The organism is Enterococcus sp. FR204 (assembly GCF_031143325.1).
GTDB classification, from domain to species: domain Bacteria; phylum Bacillota; class Bacilli; order Lactobacillales; family Enterococcaceae; genus Enterococcus_B; species Enterococcus_B faecium.
Window position 1 is genome coordinate 93,667 of the sequence record NZ_JAKZIW010000001.1, and the last position, 16,788, is coordinate 110,454.

Genomic DNA, 16,788 nt, shown 5'->3' on the forward strand with positions numbered 1-16,788 from the left:
TTTAAAAGAACGATACTTTTTCTTTTAGCGATTCCTGATACTTTTCTTCATAGTCATATAACGGCGTTGGATAATCTCCGTTGAAATAAGCCATACACAATCCTGAATACGGGCCATCCTTTTTCAGTCCAATCGATTCGATCAGACCCTCTTCACTTAAAAATCCTAAAGAATCTGCACCGATACATTCTTTGATTTCATCAATCGTGTGATTTGCCGCAATGAGTTCTTTACGCGTTTGAATATCAATCCCGTAAAAACATGGATATTTCAAAGGAGGAGAAGCAATCCTCACATGGACTTCTTTTGCTCCTGCTTCTTTCAAAAGATGGACGATCCGTCTGCTTGTCGTACCCCGAACAATTGAATCATCGACCATAATCACCTTTTTACCTTCCACCACTCCTCGTACAGCAGATAATTTCATTCGAACACCTTGCACTCTTAGCTCAGGCGTTGGCTGGATAAATGTTCGGGCAATGTATTGATTTTTTACTAATCCGATTTCATAAGGGATTCCACTAGCTTCCGCATAACCGCTTGCGGCTGACAAAGAAGAATTAGGTACGCCGACGACCATATCTGCTTTTACTGGCGATTCTTTCGCTAAATTCCGTCCCATATTTTTCCGTGCAGTATGCACATTGATCCCTGCGATGTTTGAATCTGGTCTGGCAAAATAGATATATTCCATCGAACAAATGGAAAGCTGCGTATTCTTCGTAAAGCAATCAATCTGGATTCCTTCGTCATTGATAATCACTATCTCTCCAGGCTGGACATCTCTTATAAAACGTGCCCCGATAACTTCTAATGCACAAGTTTCCGAGGCAATCACGTATGCTCCGTTTTTCATTTGTCCGATTGCTAATGGACGAAAACCATTTGGGTCCAAAGCGGCAATCATTGCCGTTTCTGTCATTAATAAATAGGCAAATCCACCTTTGACTTCATTTAAAGCACTTTTCAATTTATTTAAAAAATCTGTTTCTTCACTTCGTCGGATCAAATGCATCAATATCTCCGTATCGGAGTTAGAATGGAAGATCGCCCCATTTTCCTCTAACTCTTTTCTAAGTGAACGAGCATTGATCAAATTGCCGTTATGCGCTAAGCCGATCGACTGATCATGAAATTTGAATAGAAAAGGCTGAATATTGTCCACACTTCCATTGCCTGCTGTTGCATAACGTACATGTCCGATTGCAGCTTCTCCTGTTAACTGCTGCAGTTTTCTTTGATCTTTGAATACCTCAGAAAGCAGCCCCAGATCTCGATGACCCATAAGCTTTCCTCGATCATTGGACACGATGCCCGCACCTTCTTGTCCTCGATGCTGAAGACTATGGAGCCCGAAGTATGCCACACTAGCGGCATCCGGATGACCCCAAACGCCGAAGATCCCGCATTCTTCATTTAAACTCTTCACTTCATAAGACATACGATTGCATCCTCCCAGCACTTTCTTGCTACTGCAGTTTCTATTTTGATCTGACCGTCAGTTGCTGAAATTTCGATCATCGCTTCTTCCGTCACTTTTCCTGCTAAAATAGCAGAATCACCCATCATTTCTTCGAATCGTGTCTTATTTTCCGGTGCGACTGTCAACACAAATCTTGATTGAGTTTCTGCAAATAATTGAGCAGAGGACAATTCAAACTGTACAGATATCCCTAGCTGATGTTTGAAAGCTGATTCTGCCAGTGCAATTGCCAAGCCACCTTCTGAACAGTCATGAGCACTTTCAATCAATCCGTTTTGGATGGCTGTCAATACTAACTCTTGGTTTCTCTTTTCAATGGATAGATCAAAGTTTCGGATCACACCTTCGATTCTTCCAAGCTGCATCTTTTGTAATTCACTGCCATCAAAATCTGCAAACGTCTTACCTAATATATAGATTAGATCCCCTGATTTTTTGAATTCCTGAGTAGTGATATGTTTATGATCCTCAATCAATCCGACCATACCAATCATTGGTGTTGGATAGATTGCTTGACCATCCGTTTCATTATATAAAGAGACATTTCCTGAAATAACAGGAGTTCCTAACGTTTCACACGCAGCAGCAATTCCATCAGCTGAAGTCGATAATTCCCAAAAAACTTCTGGTTTATCAGGAGAACCATAGTTCAGGCAGTCGGTGATCGCCAAGGGCTTGCCACCGCTAGCAATAATATTTCTAGCAGCTTCTGCCACTGCTATTTGTCCTCCGATTTTTGGATCCAAATAGAGATAGCGAGCGTTGCAGTCTGTGGTCATCGCTAATGCTTTATTCGTCCCTCTAACCCTCATCACAGCAGCATCGCTTCCTGGACGGACAACTGTATTTGTTTGTACTTGTGAATCATAAGTTTCGTAGATTGAACGTTTTGAAGCAATCGTCGGTTGCTGCAGCAGATCAAGCAATACTTGTCCAGGTTCTTCGATAACTGGCTGATAAGGAGCTAACTGCTGAAATTCTACGATTCGAGCTGGTTCTTTCATTTCTTTATGATAAACTGGTGCATCTTCAGCTAATGCATCGACTGGCAGATTTGCTACTTCTTCTCCTTGATGATATAGCCGATATTGCCCGTCGTCTGTTACTTTACCGATAGTGACTGCATCTAGATCATACTTCTGAAATAGTTCTTGGATTTTTTCTTCCTCTCCTGATTTGACACAAATCAACATCCGTTCTTGTGATTCCGATAGCATCATTTCATAAGGTGTCATCCCAGTTTCTCTTTGTGGGACTTCATCTAATGTCAATATAAGTCCTGAGCCAGCTTTTGAAGCCATTTCCGCACTAGATGAAACAAGTCCTGCTGCTCCCATATCCTGTATACCTATTAGAGAATCCGAATGATGCAAGATTAATTCCAAACACGCTTCAAGCAGCAGCTTTTCCATAAAAGGATCGCCTACTTGTACAGCAGAACGTTGCTGTTCTTCTTCTTGATTAAATTCTTCTGAGGCAAAAGTTGCTCCGTGGATACCGTCGCGACCTGTTTTTGCACCTACATACATGATCGAATTACCGACGCCAGCGGCTTGCCCTTTCTGGATATGTTTGTGTTCAATCAAACCTACGCACATTGCATTGACTAATGGGTTTCCTTCATAACAAGGATCAAATGCAATTTCGCCGCCTACAGTCGGTATGCCGATACAATTGCCGTATCCGCCGATACCTGCAACTACTTCTTCTAGTAAATATTTCGTTCTTGGATTATCTAATTCGCCGAACCTCAATGAATCTAGCAACGCAATTGGACGAGCCCCCATGCTGAAAATATCTCTGATGATTCCGCCAACTCCTGTCGCAGCTCCTTCATAAGGCTCCACGGCTGAAGGATGATTGTGACTTTCTGCTTTGAAGACAACTGCTAGTCCATCACCGATGTCGACGATGCCTGCGCCTTCTCCAGGGCCTTGCAACACATGAGGTCCACTAGTAGGAAATTTGCGTAGAACCGGTTTAGAATTTTTATAGGAACAATGTTCGCTCCACATAACAGAAAACAGTCCAGTTTCCGTATAATTAGGCATTCTTCCTAAGATATCTTCTTCGATCATTCGATATTCTTCATCAGTCAATCCCCATTCGGCATAGATTCTTTTTTTCTTGATCTCTTCAGCTGTCGGTTCTTTCAATGTTTTCATCTATACGGTCACCTTTCCGAAGTTTTTTAAAATGGAAGCAAAGAACCGTTTCCCATCTTCTGATCCTAGCAAGTCTTCTACTGCACGTTCTGGATGAGGCATCATTCCTAACACATTCCCTGCTTTGTTCGTAATCCCTGCAATGTTTTCCACGCTGCCGTTGATGTTGTCATTATAAGTAAAGGCAATCTGATTATTTTTTTTTAGTTCTTGAAGTGTTTCTTCGTCACAGAAATAATTTCCTTCCCCGTGAGCAACTGGAAGATAGATTATTTCGTCGGCTTCATACTCTGAAGTAAAGGCCGTCTTGGGGTTGACTTTCAATGGTACAGTTTTGCAAATAAAATGCAAAGACTCATTTCGTCTCAGTACACCTGGCAAAAGTCCTGCTTCTGTCAATATCTGGAATCCATTGCATGTACCGAATACTGGTTTCCCTTCTTCAGCAAAACGAATCACTTCTTCCATGATTGTAGAAAACCGGGCAATCGCGCCACATCTTAAATAGTCTCCATATGAGAATCCTCCCGGCAGTAAAACCCCATCAAATCCTTCTAAAGAGGACTCATCATGCCGTACAAATTCGGCATCAGCGCCCATGATCTCGCGAACTGCCCATAACATATCTGCGTCACAATTTGAACCTGGAAAAACGATGACCGCAAATTTCATGTTATACTTCCTCCATTTTTTTGATTTCATATCGATATGTTTCCATATTTACATTTGCAATCAGCTTGTCACAAATCGTTTCAATCACTGTATCGATCGGTTCTTCTGCATCAGCAAGTTGTATCTCAAAGTATTTTCCTATTCGGATATCTTCGATTGTTTCATATCCCATACGATGGACTGCTTTTTTTACTGCCTCCCCTTGAGGATCTAACACTGAATCTTTATAGGTTACATATACTTTTACGAAATACATCATACTCGCTCCTTTTCTTCAGTTAGTTCCGATAGACGGTTATATACTTCTTGATAGACTGGGATCAAATCACCTAGATCTCTGCGGTAAACGTCTTTGTCCATATGTTCATTCGTACGTTCATCCCATAATCGGCAAGTATCCGGTGTTACTTCATCCGCAAGCAAAATTTGTCCATTCGACCGGCCAAACTCTAGCTTGAAATCTACTAAAACCAAACCGACCTTAGCAAATAATTCGGTCAAAATTTCATTAATAGCCAACGCTTGGGCTTTCAGCTCACTGATTTCTTCCGGTTTTGCAAGTTGTAAGAAATAGATATGCTCTTCATTGATAAATGGATCATCCAACTGGTCATCCTTATAGTAGAATTCAATGATTGGTTTGACTAATTCTTTACCTTCGGGAACACCTAGACGTTTTGAGAAACTTCCTGCTGCAATATTTCGGATAACCACTTCCAGAGGGATAATTTGTGCTTTTTTTGCTAATTGTTCGGTTTTAGACAATTGTTCAATAAAATGATTTTTTATTCCTCTTTGAGTCAGATAACGGAAAATTGCACTTGTGATTTGATTATTCAATTCTCCTTTTCCACTTATCTGGTCTTTCCTCGCTCCATTCAACGCAGTTGCCTGATCTAAATATTCAATCCAAATCAAGTTCTCATCAGAAGTAAGATATATTTTTTTGGCTTTCCCTTCATACAAAAGTTCTTTCTTCTCCATGTACGTCTCTCCTTTTTATTTACATTAAAAGCAAATACATCGTTTTTTGTTCGTGTTTTCACTTTAAATTTTAGCAATCATCTTTTTATAAATCAACAAAAATATGTACATTTAAGGCATTAGATTCTTTTAATGTTCGTGTTTTATCAGAAACGAAAATCTTATACCATCAACAAGCGTTTACATTTATACTTAATGATGGTATATTAGAATTAACTAAAAATTTGGATAATGGGTTCGAGGAGGCACTTGCCGATGGAAGATGCAATAAAACAAGGTCAGCTTTTTTTATCAGAATTAACAGCTGAAGAACGTTCCTGTCTATATAATGATTTGCTGTCGATCAAAGACGTTTATTTATGCAATAAAGATACTAGTTTTTATACATTCCGAAAAATCCGCCGAGCAACCAAGCGCTGTGCTGAATGCCGTAAAAGGACTTTTCTTTATCAGACAGAACACAAAGGCGAACTTTTAATCAGTCAGATTCATGAACAGAAGCGTTTCAAAAATCATTATCGTATCCAGATCTTATTCAATGGACAAGAGATGGAATACGCTTTTCTCGAAAACTTGCTGCAACATCTCCATAACCAGCATTTTAGTTATAATAGCCAAGCCATTTATGCTTGACTCCTACATTTTGTATAGATAAAGGTACGATAAAGCAGTAGTATGTCGCTTTTAAAGTCAGGTTCCTATCATTGATAAGAAAACATAATAAACTAAAAGAAGCAGAACCGCTAACGGCTCTGCTTCTTTTTTGGTTATTTTTGCTATTCTATTTTAATTGAATTTTGCAACTCACTCTTCTTTATTCCAAACCTACTCGTTTGAATATCACGTCAACGTTTTTCAAATGATGATGATAATCAAAGGCATCGTCTATTTCTTCTTTTGATAATACCGATGTGATGGTTGGATCTTCTTCTAACAGCGGGCGGAACTGCACTTGGTTGTCCCAAGCGTACGCAGTTTTTGGCTGAACAAGATCATAAGCTTCTTCTCTTGTCATTCCCTTATCGATCAATTTCAGCATAACGCGCTGGCTATAAATCAAGCCAAATGTTGCAGACATATTCCGCTTCATGTTTTCAGGAAAGACCGTTAGATTTTTAACGATATTGCCAAAACGATTTAACATGTAATTCAATAAAATCGTGGTATCAGGCAAGATGATTCGTTCTGCTGAAGAATGAGAAATATCTCTTTCATGCCATAATGTGACATTTTCATAGGCAGTGACCATGTGTCCGCGCACCACTCTGGCTAGACCAGCCATATTTTCTGAACCGATCGGATTCCTTTTGTGCGGCATAGCAGAAGAACCTTTTTGACCTTTCGCAAAAAATTCTTCTACTTCACGTGTTTCGGATTTTTGCAATCCGCGTATCTCTGTTGCAAAACGTTCAATACTTGTAGCAATAAGCGCCATCGCTGAGAAATATTCAGCATGTAGATCCCGAGGGAGAACTTGAGTAGAGATTTCTTGCGGACGGATCCCCAATTGTTTACATACATACTCTTCAATAAATGGCGGGATATTTGCGAACGTCCCCACTGCTCCTGAGATTTTTCCTGCTTCTACTCCTTTTGCCGCATGTTCAAATCGTTCGATGTTCCGTTTCATTTCTGAATACCATGTGGCAAGTTTCAATCCAAAAGTAGTTGGTTCAGCATGGACACCGTGTGTCCGACCCATCATCACTGTATATTTGTGTTCTTTTGCTTTTTCGCCAATGATTTCCGTAAAACGTTTCAAGTCTTCCCGTAAAATATCATTTGCTTGCTTGATGAGATAGCCATAAGCAGTATCTACGACATCCGTACTTGTTAGACCATAATGGACCCATTTTCTTTCTTCTCCCAATGTTTCAGAAACCGCTCGTGTAAACGCAACGACATCATGGCGTGTTGATTTTTCGATTTCCAAGATCCGATCGATATCAAATGATGCATGCTCACGAATTTTTTTCACATCTTCTTGCGGGATTTCACCAAGTTCTGCCCAAGCTTCATCTGCTAAAATCTCGACTTCAAGCCACGCACGGTATTTGTTCTCTTCCGTCCAGATATTCCCCATTTCAGGGCGTGTATAACGTTCTAACATGTTTTTTCTCCTCTAATCCCAAATATTCGTTTGTTTGATTTCTTCCAGCGTTTGCTGGATATCTTCTGTCAAGATAGTGATATGTCCCATCTTGCGACCTTTTTTTGCTTGTTTTTTTCCATAGAAATGAAATTGCCAGTCTGGCTTATTCTCGATCAAGCGATAGCTTTCCAGCAGTTGTTCTCCCAAAACATTGACCATCACTGCATTGCTTGTCAGACGCACTTTTTCTCCTAATGGCCATCCGCAAATACCTCGAATATGGGCATCGAACTGACTCATAGAACAAGCTTCGATAGAATAATGTCCAGAATTGTGAGGACGAGGAGCTAATTCATTCACATATAGCCCGCCTGTTTTTGTTAAAAACATTTCTACCCCTAAAACACCTGAAAGGCTCACTGCTTCTGCAATCACACGGGCAATACGCTCAGCCTCCTCGATCACATCCTGATCAATCGCGGCTGGAGCAATCGTTTCATGAAGAATATTGTTGTGGTGGATGTTTTCCACGACCGGAAAAGTCGTGAAATCTCCTTGACCATTTCCTGCCACCATGATCGAAATCTCTTTTTCAAACGGGATCCATGCTTCTAAAACACAGGTTCCTTCTCTTAAAAGGTCCATGGCAGGAGCTAGATCCGCCCGACTTTTCAAAACATACTGCCCCTTGCCATCATAGCCGCCTCGAGTGGTTTTCAAAACACAAGGATAGCCAATCCCGTCAATCGCATCTTGGATATCCGTCGGACTGACGATCGTTGCATAAGGAGCAATCACGATGTTGTTCGTTTCCAAAAAAGATTTTTCTAACAGGCGGTCTTGCGTAATCGCAAGCAAGTCTGTCCCTTGAGGAATAAATGACATGGGTAAAATCGCATTTAACGCCTCTACACTGACATTTTCGAATTCATAGGTAATGACATCTGTTCTTCTGGCAAGCTCTTTCAGCGCAAAGGTGTCATCATAGACACTTTCAATGTGCCAATCTGCAACTTGTGCGGCTGGACAATCGCTCACAGGATCCAGCACACCTACTTTAAAGCCCATTTCTTTTGCACTAATCGCCATCATACGACCTAATTGACCGCCACCGACGATCCCGATCGTTGAACCAGGCAACAAAGGTTTAACCAAGTTGATCACTACTTTCTATAACAGTTTTAGCCAACATTGAACGTCTTTCAGCCAATTTAGCCTCCAATTCTAAATCATACATGGAAAGTATCTGTATCGCAAGTAGTCCAGCATTAATTGCTCCCGCTTTTCCGATTGCTGTAGTAGCTACAGGTACTCCTCCAGGCATTTGGACAATCGAAAGAAGCGAATCCAAACCATTTAATGTTCGTGATTGGACCGGTACACCGATAACCGGCAAAGTTGTTTTTGATGCGACCATACCCGGCAGATGCGCGGCTCCCCCTGCCCCTGCAATAATGATCTTGATTCCTTTTTTTCGAGCGTTTTGTGCATATTCAAACATCAAATCTGGGGTTCGATGAGCAGAAACGACCTTTTTTTCATAAGACACACCGAATTCATCCAATATTTGACATGCTTCTTTCATTGTTTCCCAATCTGAAGTACTCCCCATAATCACAGAGATTTTTGCTGTCATTGTTTTTCCTCCCAGTTTTTCTACATTCATATTTTAACAATCACATTTTTTGATGTCAAAGAAATTTCGAATGTTAACAAAGAAAAACATCTTATTGTTCGTGTTTATTAAAGATAAAAAAAAGGAATGTGACAAAAGTTAGGTCACATTCCTTTTTATGGATAAACGGTGTTCAATCAGCTGACCCTCGGTATTAGCTCAAACAAACGGCAAAATACGAGGAACTATTTTTCCGTTTGTTTCTCTAACAATCAGGTCAAAACGCTGATTTCACAACCTTTCTTTTGCTCTATTACTTCTTGAAGGCTTCTTCCAATATTTCTTCATCTTTTTTCAATCCATTAAAGATCAAATTCAATATGATAGCCGTAATGCTACTCATTACGATGCCATTTCCAGTGAACATTTGCAATGTTTGCGGCATTTGACTGAATAATGTCGGCGTAACATTGAAACCCAGCCCAAATCCAACAGAAACAGCAACAATCAATAGATTTTTATCATTGCTGAAATCAACTTCCAACAGCATACGGATTCCTTGGACTGCCACCATCCCGAACATGACTAACATTCCTCCACCAAGTACCGGCTCAGGGATGATTTGTGCTAACGCACCGATTTTAGGGAATAATCCTAAAACAATCAAGAAGAATGCAGAGAAATAGATGGGTTTTCTTGTTTTGATTCCCGAAAGTTGAACCAATCCGACATTTTGAGAAAAGCCAGTATAAGGGAATGTATTGAAAATACCGCCTAAGATAACGGCAAGTCCTTCTGCACGATATCCCTTTTTCAATTCTTCTTCTCCAACATTTTTCCCAGTAATGTCACCAAGTGCAAAATATACACCTGTTGATTCTACCATGCTGACCATGGAAATGATGATCATTAGTAAAATCGACCATACGTCGAAAGTTGGTTTACCAAAATAAAAGGGTTGTGGAACATGGAACAACGGCGCATCTCCAATCGCGCTCAGATCAATCATTCCCATGAAAGCAGCTAAGATGCTTCCTCCGACTAAACCAATCAATACCGCGATTGAACGAATGAACCCTTTTGCCAGCATTTGCACGCCTACAATTAGGAGAATCGTCACAAATGCAAGTAGTAGATTTGTTTTGTCACCAAAATCAGCTGCTGTTGCATTACCTCCACCCATTTTCTCGATTGCTACAGGAATCAAAGTCAAACCAATAACGGTGATAACCGTTCCTGTTACTATAGGAGGGAATAGTTTTTTAATTTTAGAAAAGACACCAGAAACTAACACAACAAAGATCCCAGAAGCGATAATAGATCCGTAGATAGCTCCTACTCCTTCATTGGTTCCGATCAAGATCAGTGGAGCTACTGCTTGGATCGCACATCCTAAAACGACAGGCAAGCCAATTCCGAAAAATCGGTTAACTGTCAATTGCAATAATGTCGCTAATCCACACATAAAGATATCAATTGAAATCAAATAAGTCATCTGTTCTTGATTAAAGCCTAGTCCTGTACCGATCAAAAGAGGCACCGCTACTGCTCCTGCATACATCGCTAGCAGATGCTGCAGCCCTAAAACCGCAGCTTTTCCATTTTGTGTTTCTTTTTCCACGATTATGCGTCCTCCTCAAGAAACTCAACTTGTCCATTCGTCAAGGAAGCAATACGCGCAAGAGAAACGACTCTCAATCCCATTTCTTCAAGTAACTGACGTCCATCTTGGAAAGACTTTTCGATGACGATCCCGATTCCTTCTACTTGAGCTCCAGCTTGCTGGCATAATTCGATCAATCCTTTTGCCGCTTGTCCGTTTGCCAAGAAATCGTCGATAATCAATACTTTGTCTTCTGAAGATAAGAATTTACGAGAAATAGAAATCGTACTTGTCACTTGTTTCGTAAAAGAATAAACAGAAGCTGTCAATAATTCTTCATCCATCGTCAAACTTTTTGCTTTTCTAGCGAAGATCATTGGAACATCTAATTCTTTTGCAGCAAATAAAGCTGGTGCGATCCCAGAAGCTTCAATGGTCACAACTTTCGTGATTCCTTGTTCTTTAAATACTTCTGCAAACCGTTTTCCCATTTGTTCCATCAATACAGGGTCTACTTGGTGAGTGACGAAGCTGTCGACTTTTAATACGCCCTCGCCTAATATACGTCCGTCTTTTTGAATACGTTCAACTAATTCTTTCACTTTATTTGCTCCTTTATCATTTATTAATACCGAAATAACCGCTTTTGTGCAAAAACCTACTATGTTTCTGTTAAAGAAAAACACCCTCCACTTTATCATAAGAAAAGAAGGGTGAAATAGCCAATCTTTTACTTATAGTCCAGCATTTACGGTACTGGCTAGAAACTGTCATCCATATTATGACGATATATAAGTAGGTATGTAAAACTAATAATAGTGTAAATTCATTTTCTTGCAACTGTTTTGCACGTGAAGGCAGTTTGCCATATTTGAATAAACAATGTTGTTTCAAATATTGAAAACAGTCTAACACTACTTTCTGAAACTGACAACGTGGTTTACTTATTTTTTTGTAAAATCTAATGATTTTTAATGCATTATTCCTTTTTGTTCGGGTTTAAATAGTTATTTTTATTTTCTCCTATCTAAAAAAGCAGCCCACATAAAAAGAAGGCATGACAAAAAGCATGTCATAGCCCCTTTTCCGAATAAATAGTGTTCAAAAGACAGCCTATCGGCAATAAGGCAAGATTTTATAAACTACGGGAAGTAATTTCCGTAAATCTATTCTTATTCTTTTAAGCTGACAAGCTCGTCAATCACTACTGCTTTTCCTGAAGCAATAGAATGATTTGCTGCGATTCCTGTCAAAATCGACAAAATACCATCTACGTGAGTTGCTGCCCGATTCCACGGATCTTCTTCTTTTTCTTCACCAAATAGATCATCTAATAAACGCGGATCTCCTCCGCCATGTCCGCCCGCTTCTTGTTCGACGATTACCTCATATGGCTCACCGAACATCGGATAGACATGGATGGACTGAAGAACGGCTGCTCCTTCATCCTTTTTATCTCCACCTGCATTGATGTAAGACTTTTCGATCACTTTCATTTCGATCCGTCCTTTGCTGCCATTGAAAGAAACATTGAATCCTTCCCACGGCATATACGCGTTTAGCGAATACGTCAAAATCGCACCAGTTTCATATTTGACCGTTACGCCTAGTGTATCTTCAATAGAGATATCATCGGAAAATACACTGCGGTCACGAATATATCCACTGTCTTTTTCTGCTTCTAAATACATTTCTCGCAATTCCTCATTGGCTGACAGGTCTATAGCAAATGGATCAGCTTTAGCTAGTTCGCTTCCATAGCATCGACTGTAAAATGTTTCTACTCCGCGTTTCTCCGCATTATGCATCCCATAAAAGTTTAATCCACCGAATGCAAATACCTTTTTGGGACGGCTGTTCAACCAAAAATTCACTAGATCAAAATGATGGGTAGATTTATGAACAAGAAGCCCGCCGCTATTGTGCTTATTTCGATGCCATCTTCTGAAATAATCTGCCCCGTGTTGCGTATTTAACAGCCATTCGAAGTGAATAGAAAACACATCACCAATCACATCACTTTCTATCAGTTCCTTTATCTTCGTGTGATACGGTGCATAACGATAATTAAAAGTGACTCGCAGGCTTCTTCCCGTCTGTTTTTGGACCGTTATTATTTCTTGAGCTTTTTCCTCATCGATAGTCAGAGGTTTTTCGCAAATAACATCATATCCTTTTTTCATTGCACGAATGATATAATCATGATGCGTTCGATCTACTGACGTAATAATGACTTCAGCCGGCCGTACGTCATCCAGTAGTTGCTCAAATTGTGATGGCATACATGTCTTTACTTTTTTCTGTCCATACTTGTTCACAAGTATCCGATTTGCATAATCCATCCTTGTTTGAGATACATCACAAAAACCGACTAGTTCACAAGTTTGATGATACGTAGAGGCAATTGCCTCATAAAAAAAAACGCGCTCTCCCACCAAGTCCGACTTGTACATATTTTTTCTTCATTTAAAGTCATTCTCCTTTTCTTTTAAGCAAAATACTGTGACAAATGGCAGCCCTGGATACAGTAATGCAGTGAGTAAAAAATCATGCTGTATACACCAGAACAGTCCATACAAAAGGCATAAATACCACAGAAACCCTTTGACGTTTTTTGACAACAGCCAGATATTCCTTTTGATCAAATAAACAAGACTATCTGCTTTATCTTCTTTGCAGATATCAATTAGCGTACTAAAAAAACTATGGGATACAAAAAGCAACAGACACAATAGAAAAGGAATCAGATACCAAGCTCCAATCTTTCCCACTAATAAATACCAATCAACTGCAAAAATAATGACAAACAGCTGAAACAACGTAATGATGAAACACATCCGTTTGATTTTTTCTTTCCTCCAACATACCTTTTTTTCTGCCAAGTAATGGACAGATAGATAATAAGAAGGATACATCATCAAAAAATAAATCAGATAGACAACACGAGCAGACAGCACTAATCCTAAAGTGAACAAACATCCTAGAACTAAAGCGAAAAGAGCATTACTGATAAGACTGGTTAAAAAAATCCGACAGAAATAGTAGTTGAGCTTGTAAAGAAACATCTCTTCTATTGGCTTTTTCATATTCAGCCCTTCAGACCGCTTGTACTGATCCCCTGGACAAGATATTTATTGAAGAATAAGAAAATCAGAAAAACCGGTAGCAGCGACAACGTAGACATCGCAAACATACTCGCGTAAGTCGTACTAGATCCAGCATCTGCAAATAATTTGATGGCAATCTATACCGTGTAAGATCTCGGCTTGTTTAAATAAATCAATGGTCCCATGAAGTCGTCCCATTTCCAATAAAACTGGATGATGATCGTCGTGATGATCGAAGGTTTCAGCAAAGGAAAAATAATTTTGGTAAAGACACTATACTTGCTGCATCCGTCAATAATCGCTGATTCATCTAACTCTTTGGGGATGCTGACCATGAATTGCATGATCTGGTAAATGAAAAATGCTTGTCCAAAAAAATGTGGTAAAATCAGCGGCACATACGTCCCAACCAAATTCAGCCGATTGTAAATAATAAACTGCGGAATCAAAATCACTTGTGCAGGAATCATCATCGTTACTAACATGACGACGAACCAGAATCTTTTTCCTTTGAAATCAATTCTCGATAATGCGTAAGCAATACAAGTCGAGCTCAGAACTGTCCCTATCGTCGAAACTGCAGAGATGACAAACGAATTCCTAAAGAAAGTAAAAAATGAAATTCCAGCAAACCCCGCCCATCCTTTTGCGTAATTTTCCCATTGAAAAGTCTCTGGAATCAAATTCAGCGAACCACTCAGAATCTCTTGATCCGTTTTAAAAGAACCTGCGATCATCCATAAGACCGGATAAATCATGACTAGACCTAATAGCAAAATAAAACCGTATTGAAACCATTTCGTTACTGTATTATTCATTTTTTCCTCCTCTCATTCACACAACGACCCATTTTTTTGATGATTTGAAAATCAGAAAGGTGACAGCTTCCATAATCAACAGCATGATCCACGAAATAGCACTAGCATACCCCATAGAATTAAAAGAAAAAGCTTGGTTATACACATAAAGAGCATAAAAGTTCGTGGCATCATTCGGACCACCTTGGGTAATGATAAATGCCTGCGTAAAAGTCATAAACGCCGCGATTGTCTGCATAACCAAGTTATACAAAATGATCGGCGAAAGAAGAGGTAACGTGATCTTGTAAAACGTCTGCCATTTGTTCGCTCCATCGATCTCTGCCGCTTCATAATACGAGCCTGGGATCTCTTTGATACCTGCAGCAAAGATGATCATTGCCGAACCGAATTGCCAAGCAGACATCAAAACAAGAGGGATCATGACCAGTTTTTGATCGCTAAACCAGGAAAGCGCAGGTGCGCCTAATCGTTCCAGAAAAATATTCACTAACCCGTTTTTAGAAAACAACTCCCGCCAAACTAGAGCGATAGAAATACTGCCACCGATCAAACTAGGCACATAATACAAAGAACGAAAGAAAGTCGTTCCTTTGATATTCCTCGTTAAAAGATAAGCAATCAATAGACCAAAGATCAGTTTCACAGGTACAGATGCAAATACATAGAGAAAAGTGACTCGGATAGAGTTCAAAAAACGGGCATCACTCAGCATCTTTATATAATTATCCAAGCCGATCCATGAGACTGGATTTCCCAAACGATAATCGGTGAACGAATAATAAAGTGACAAGATCATCGGTATCACTGTTATCAATAGAAATCCTAGGATGAATGGAGAAGCAAATACGTAACCGACCACATTGTCTTGATCCAAGAACCGTTTTAGTTTTTCTTTTTTCATGCCTTCCTCCTGCTGCTATCCTAGAATGTTTGACGCAAACTCATAAAGACTCTCTGCTGCTTCTTCTGCTGTTACTTCTTCATAAATGACTTTTTCAACTAAAAGATTGTATTGGTCTTGAATTTCCGGATTCAAAGCACTATCAAAGACATTCACTTCGCCGTTGTCCATATCGGAAATCATTTCTAACTAGTCAAATGTCGCTTGCAAAGTTGCATCATCTGCACGAGCGAGCTGTTCTCGAATATTCGACATGATTGGCACACCACGTTCTCCTTTTAAAATTTCATTGGCTTCTTCACTGTTTTGAAAGAAATCAATAAACTTAGCAGCTTCTTCTTTATGGGCTGAGCTTTTTGCCATACTCAGCATTTGCGAAGAACGTAAAGGGATACCAGATTCTCCATCTGCTTTTCTGCGAGGTGGATTAATCAACTGAATCTCCATATCTTCAGGCGCTCCTGACAATATTTCTGTCAACTGGTTACTTGATAGAAACACCATTGCCGCTTCTCTATCCCTAACCGCCTGAAAAGACAGATCCGTCGTACTTGCAGCTCCACCACCTGGTTCCGGATGGGCACCTTTGTCTACCAGATTTTTACGCAGCTGGAAAAAATCTGTTAGATAGTCTGGATTTTCAAATCCCAAGCTGTTAGATAGATCTTCCCGATTATAAAAATTCAATCCTTTCTCAACTTGTGGTATTTGAATAATACAGCCAGCTATAAAATCTTCGAATCTTGAAATAGCATAGATTCCTAATTCTTCAGTGATTTGATAGCTGATTTGTTCAAATTCATCCCATGTCCAATTTGAAGCAGGTTCAGGGATATTTAATTGTTCAAATATATTTTTATTGTAAGCAATCGCAAACGAATTCACCCCGTTAGACAGTCCAACTAATTGCCCATCGTAAGTCGTCGTTGCTAAATAGGATTCATCTGCATTAGAAATATCAATTATCCCTTGCTCCACATATTCATCTAATGGTTCAATCTGATTGATGTATTGAGGAAATCGATTGTTCAGTTGGAAAATGTCCCAGATATCATCTGATGCTGCTAGTGTACCTAATTTTGTGTAATATCCTTCATAATCATAAAATTCATAATCGATCGTCACATGGGGATTTTTTTCTTCATAAAGCTCGATTACTTTTACTGTTGCATCGTGTCGGACTTGCGAACCCCACCAAGCCATGTTCAGCGTGATTTTTTTGTCATCTTCTTGCCCACAAGCCGTCAAGAAGAATAACATAACACTTAAAGCTAAGATGATTCTCATTCTTTTCTTCATTCTCTGCACCTCTACTTCCATTGTTATTTTTCAATATACTGTATTT

13 protein-coding genes, 3 pseudogenes and 1 riboswitch are annotated in these 16,788 nt (G+C 39.6%); of the genes and pseudogenes, 1 reads left to right on the forward strand and 15 read right to left on the reverse strand.

Features of this window, described 5'->3' with window-relative positions:
- Position 1 precedes the first annotated feature (1 nt).
- The 5 genes from purF to purC are packed head-to-tail and all read right to left on the reverse strand — an operon-like array spanning position 2 to position 5,304.
- The gene (gene purF / locus RG571_RS00455) at positions 2-1,441 is read right to left on the reverse strand and encodes an amidophosphoribosyltransferase (RefSeq protein WP_258430257.1); all 1,440 of its coding nucleotides are present in this window, start codon (positions 1,439-1,441) and stop codon (positions 2-4) included.
- Positions 1,426-3,648 (reverse strand): phosphoribosylformylglycinamidine synthase subunit PurL, encoded by a 2,223-nt coding sequence (gene purL / locus RG571_RS00460; protein ID WP_002339372.1) that lies wholly within the window; start codon positions 3,646-3,648, stop codon positions 1,426-1,428. The genes purF and purL overlap by 16 nt, the downstream gene beginning before the upstream one ends.
- Positions 3,649-4,320 (reverse strand): phosphoribosylformylglycinamidine synthase subunit PurQ, encoded by a 672-nt coding sequence (purQ, locus tag RG571_RS00465; RefSeq protein ID WP_002288017.1) that lies wholly within the window; start codon positions 4,318-4,320, stop codon positions 3,649-3,651.
- Between the two features lies 1 nt (position 4,321).
- Entirely contained in the window at positions 4,322-4,576 is a 255-nt protein-coding gene (gene purS / locus RG571_RS00470; RefSeq protein WP_002339374.1) for a phosphoribosylformylglycinamidine synthase subunit PurS, read from the reverse strand.
- Complete coding sequence (gene purC / locus RG571_RS00475) at positions 4,576-5,304, reverse strand: phosphoribosylaminoimidazolesuccinocarboxamide synthase (RefSeq protein WP_131774383.1); 729 nt, start codon at positions 5,302-5,304, stop codon at positions 4,576-4,578. Before purC ends, purS begins: the two co-directional genes overlap by 1 nt.
- A 255-nt stretch (positions 5,305-5,559) precedes the next feature.
- Here purC and RG571_RS00480 point away from each other — a divergent pair, with 255 nt between their 5' ends.
- Positions 5,560-5,937, forward strand: a complete 378-nt coding sequence (locus RG571_RS00480; RefSeq protein WP_002339376.1) for a hypothetical protein — start codon at positions 5,560-5,562, stop codon at positions 5,935-5,937.
- 181 nt (positions 5,938-6,118) lie between these two features.
- Here RG571_RS00480 and purB read toward each other — a convergent pair whose 3' ends face one another.
- The 10 genes and pseudogenes from purB to RG571_RS00530 all read right to left on the reverse strand — a co-directional run bounded on the left by purB (position 6,119) and on the right by RG571_RS00530 (position 16,742).
- Positions 6,119-7,414 (reverse strand): adenylosuccinate lyase, encoded by a 1,296-nt coding sequence (gene purB / locus RG571_RS00485; protein ID WP_002306865.1) that lies wholly within the window; start codon positions 7,412-7,414, stop codon positions 6,119-6,121.
- Positions 7,415-7,426: 12 nt separating this feature from the next.
- Positions 7,427-8,551 carry a 5-(carboxyamino)imidazole ribonucleotide synthase gene (gene purK / locus RG571_RS00490; protein WP_002306867.1) on the reverse strand — a complete coding sequence of 375 codons (1,125 nt, stop codon included), beginning with the start codon at positions 8,549-8,551 and terminating at the stop codon, positions 7,427-7,429.
- Positions 8,544-9,032: a 5-(carboxyamino)imidazole ribonucleotide mutase gene (purE, locus tag RG571_RS00495; RefSeq protein WP_258430258.1), complete on the reverse strand. Its 489-nt coding sequence runs from the start codon at positions 9,030-9,032 to the stop codon at positions 8,544-8,546. The genes purK and purE overlap by 8 nt, the downstream gene beginning before the upstream one ends.
- A 292-nt stretch (positions 9,033-9,324) precedes the next feature.
- The gene (locus tag RG571_RS00500) at positions 9,325-10,632 is read right to left on the reverse strand and encodes a nucleobase:cation symporter-2 family protein (protein ID WP_002295470.1); all 1,308 of its coding nucleotides are present in this window, start codon (positions 10,630-10,632) and stop codon (positions 9,325-9,327) included.
- A gap of 2 nt (positions 10,633-10,634) precedes the next feature.
- Positions 10,635-11,216, reverse strand: coding sequence for a xanthine phosphoribosyltransferase (locus RG571_RS00505; protein ID WP_002306871.1), 582 nt, complete (start codon positions 11,214-11,216; stop codon positions 10,635-10,637).
- A 115-nt stretch (positions 11,217-11,331) separates the two neighbouring features.
- Positions 11,332-11,429: riboswitch (purine riboswitch) on the reverse strand.
- A gap of 357 nt (positions 11,430-11,786) precedes the next feature.
- Positions 11,787-13,080, reverse strand: a pseudogene (locus RG571_RS00510) (Gfo/Idh/MocA family protein).
- Positions 13,077-13,700, reverse strand: coding sequence for a hypothetical protein (locus RG571_RS00515; RefSeq protein WP_002324684.1), 624 nt, complete (start codon positions 13,698-13,700; stop codon positions 13,077-13,079). The pseudogene RG571_RS00510 and the gene RG571_RS00515 overlap by 4 nt, the downstream one beginning before the upstream one ends.
- A gap of 2 nt (positions 13,701-13,702) precedes the next feature.
- Positions 13,703-14,539: pseudogene (locus RG571_RS00520) on the reverse strand (carbohydrate ABC transporter permease).
- Between the two features lie 16 nt (positions 14,540-14,555).
- Positions 14,556-15,443 (reverse strand): carbohydrate ABC transporter permease, encoded by an 888-nt coding sequence (locus RG571_RS00525; RefSeq protein ID WP_258430420.1) that lies wholly within the window; start codon positions 15,441-15,443, stop codon positions 14,556-14,558.
- A 15-nt stretch (positions 15,444-15,458) separates the two neighbouring features.
- Positions 15,459-16,742, reverse strand: a pseudogene (locus RG571_RS00530) (ABC transporter substrate-binding protein).
- Positions 16,743-16,788: the final 46 nt, after the last annotated feature.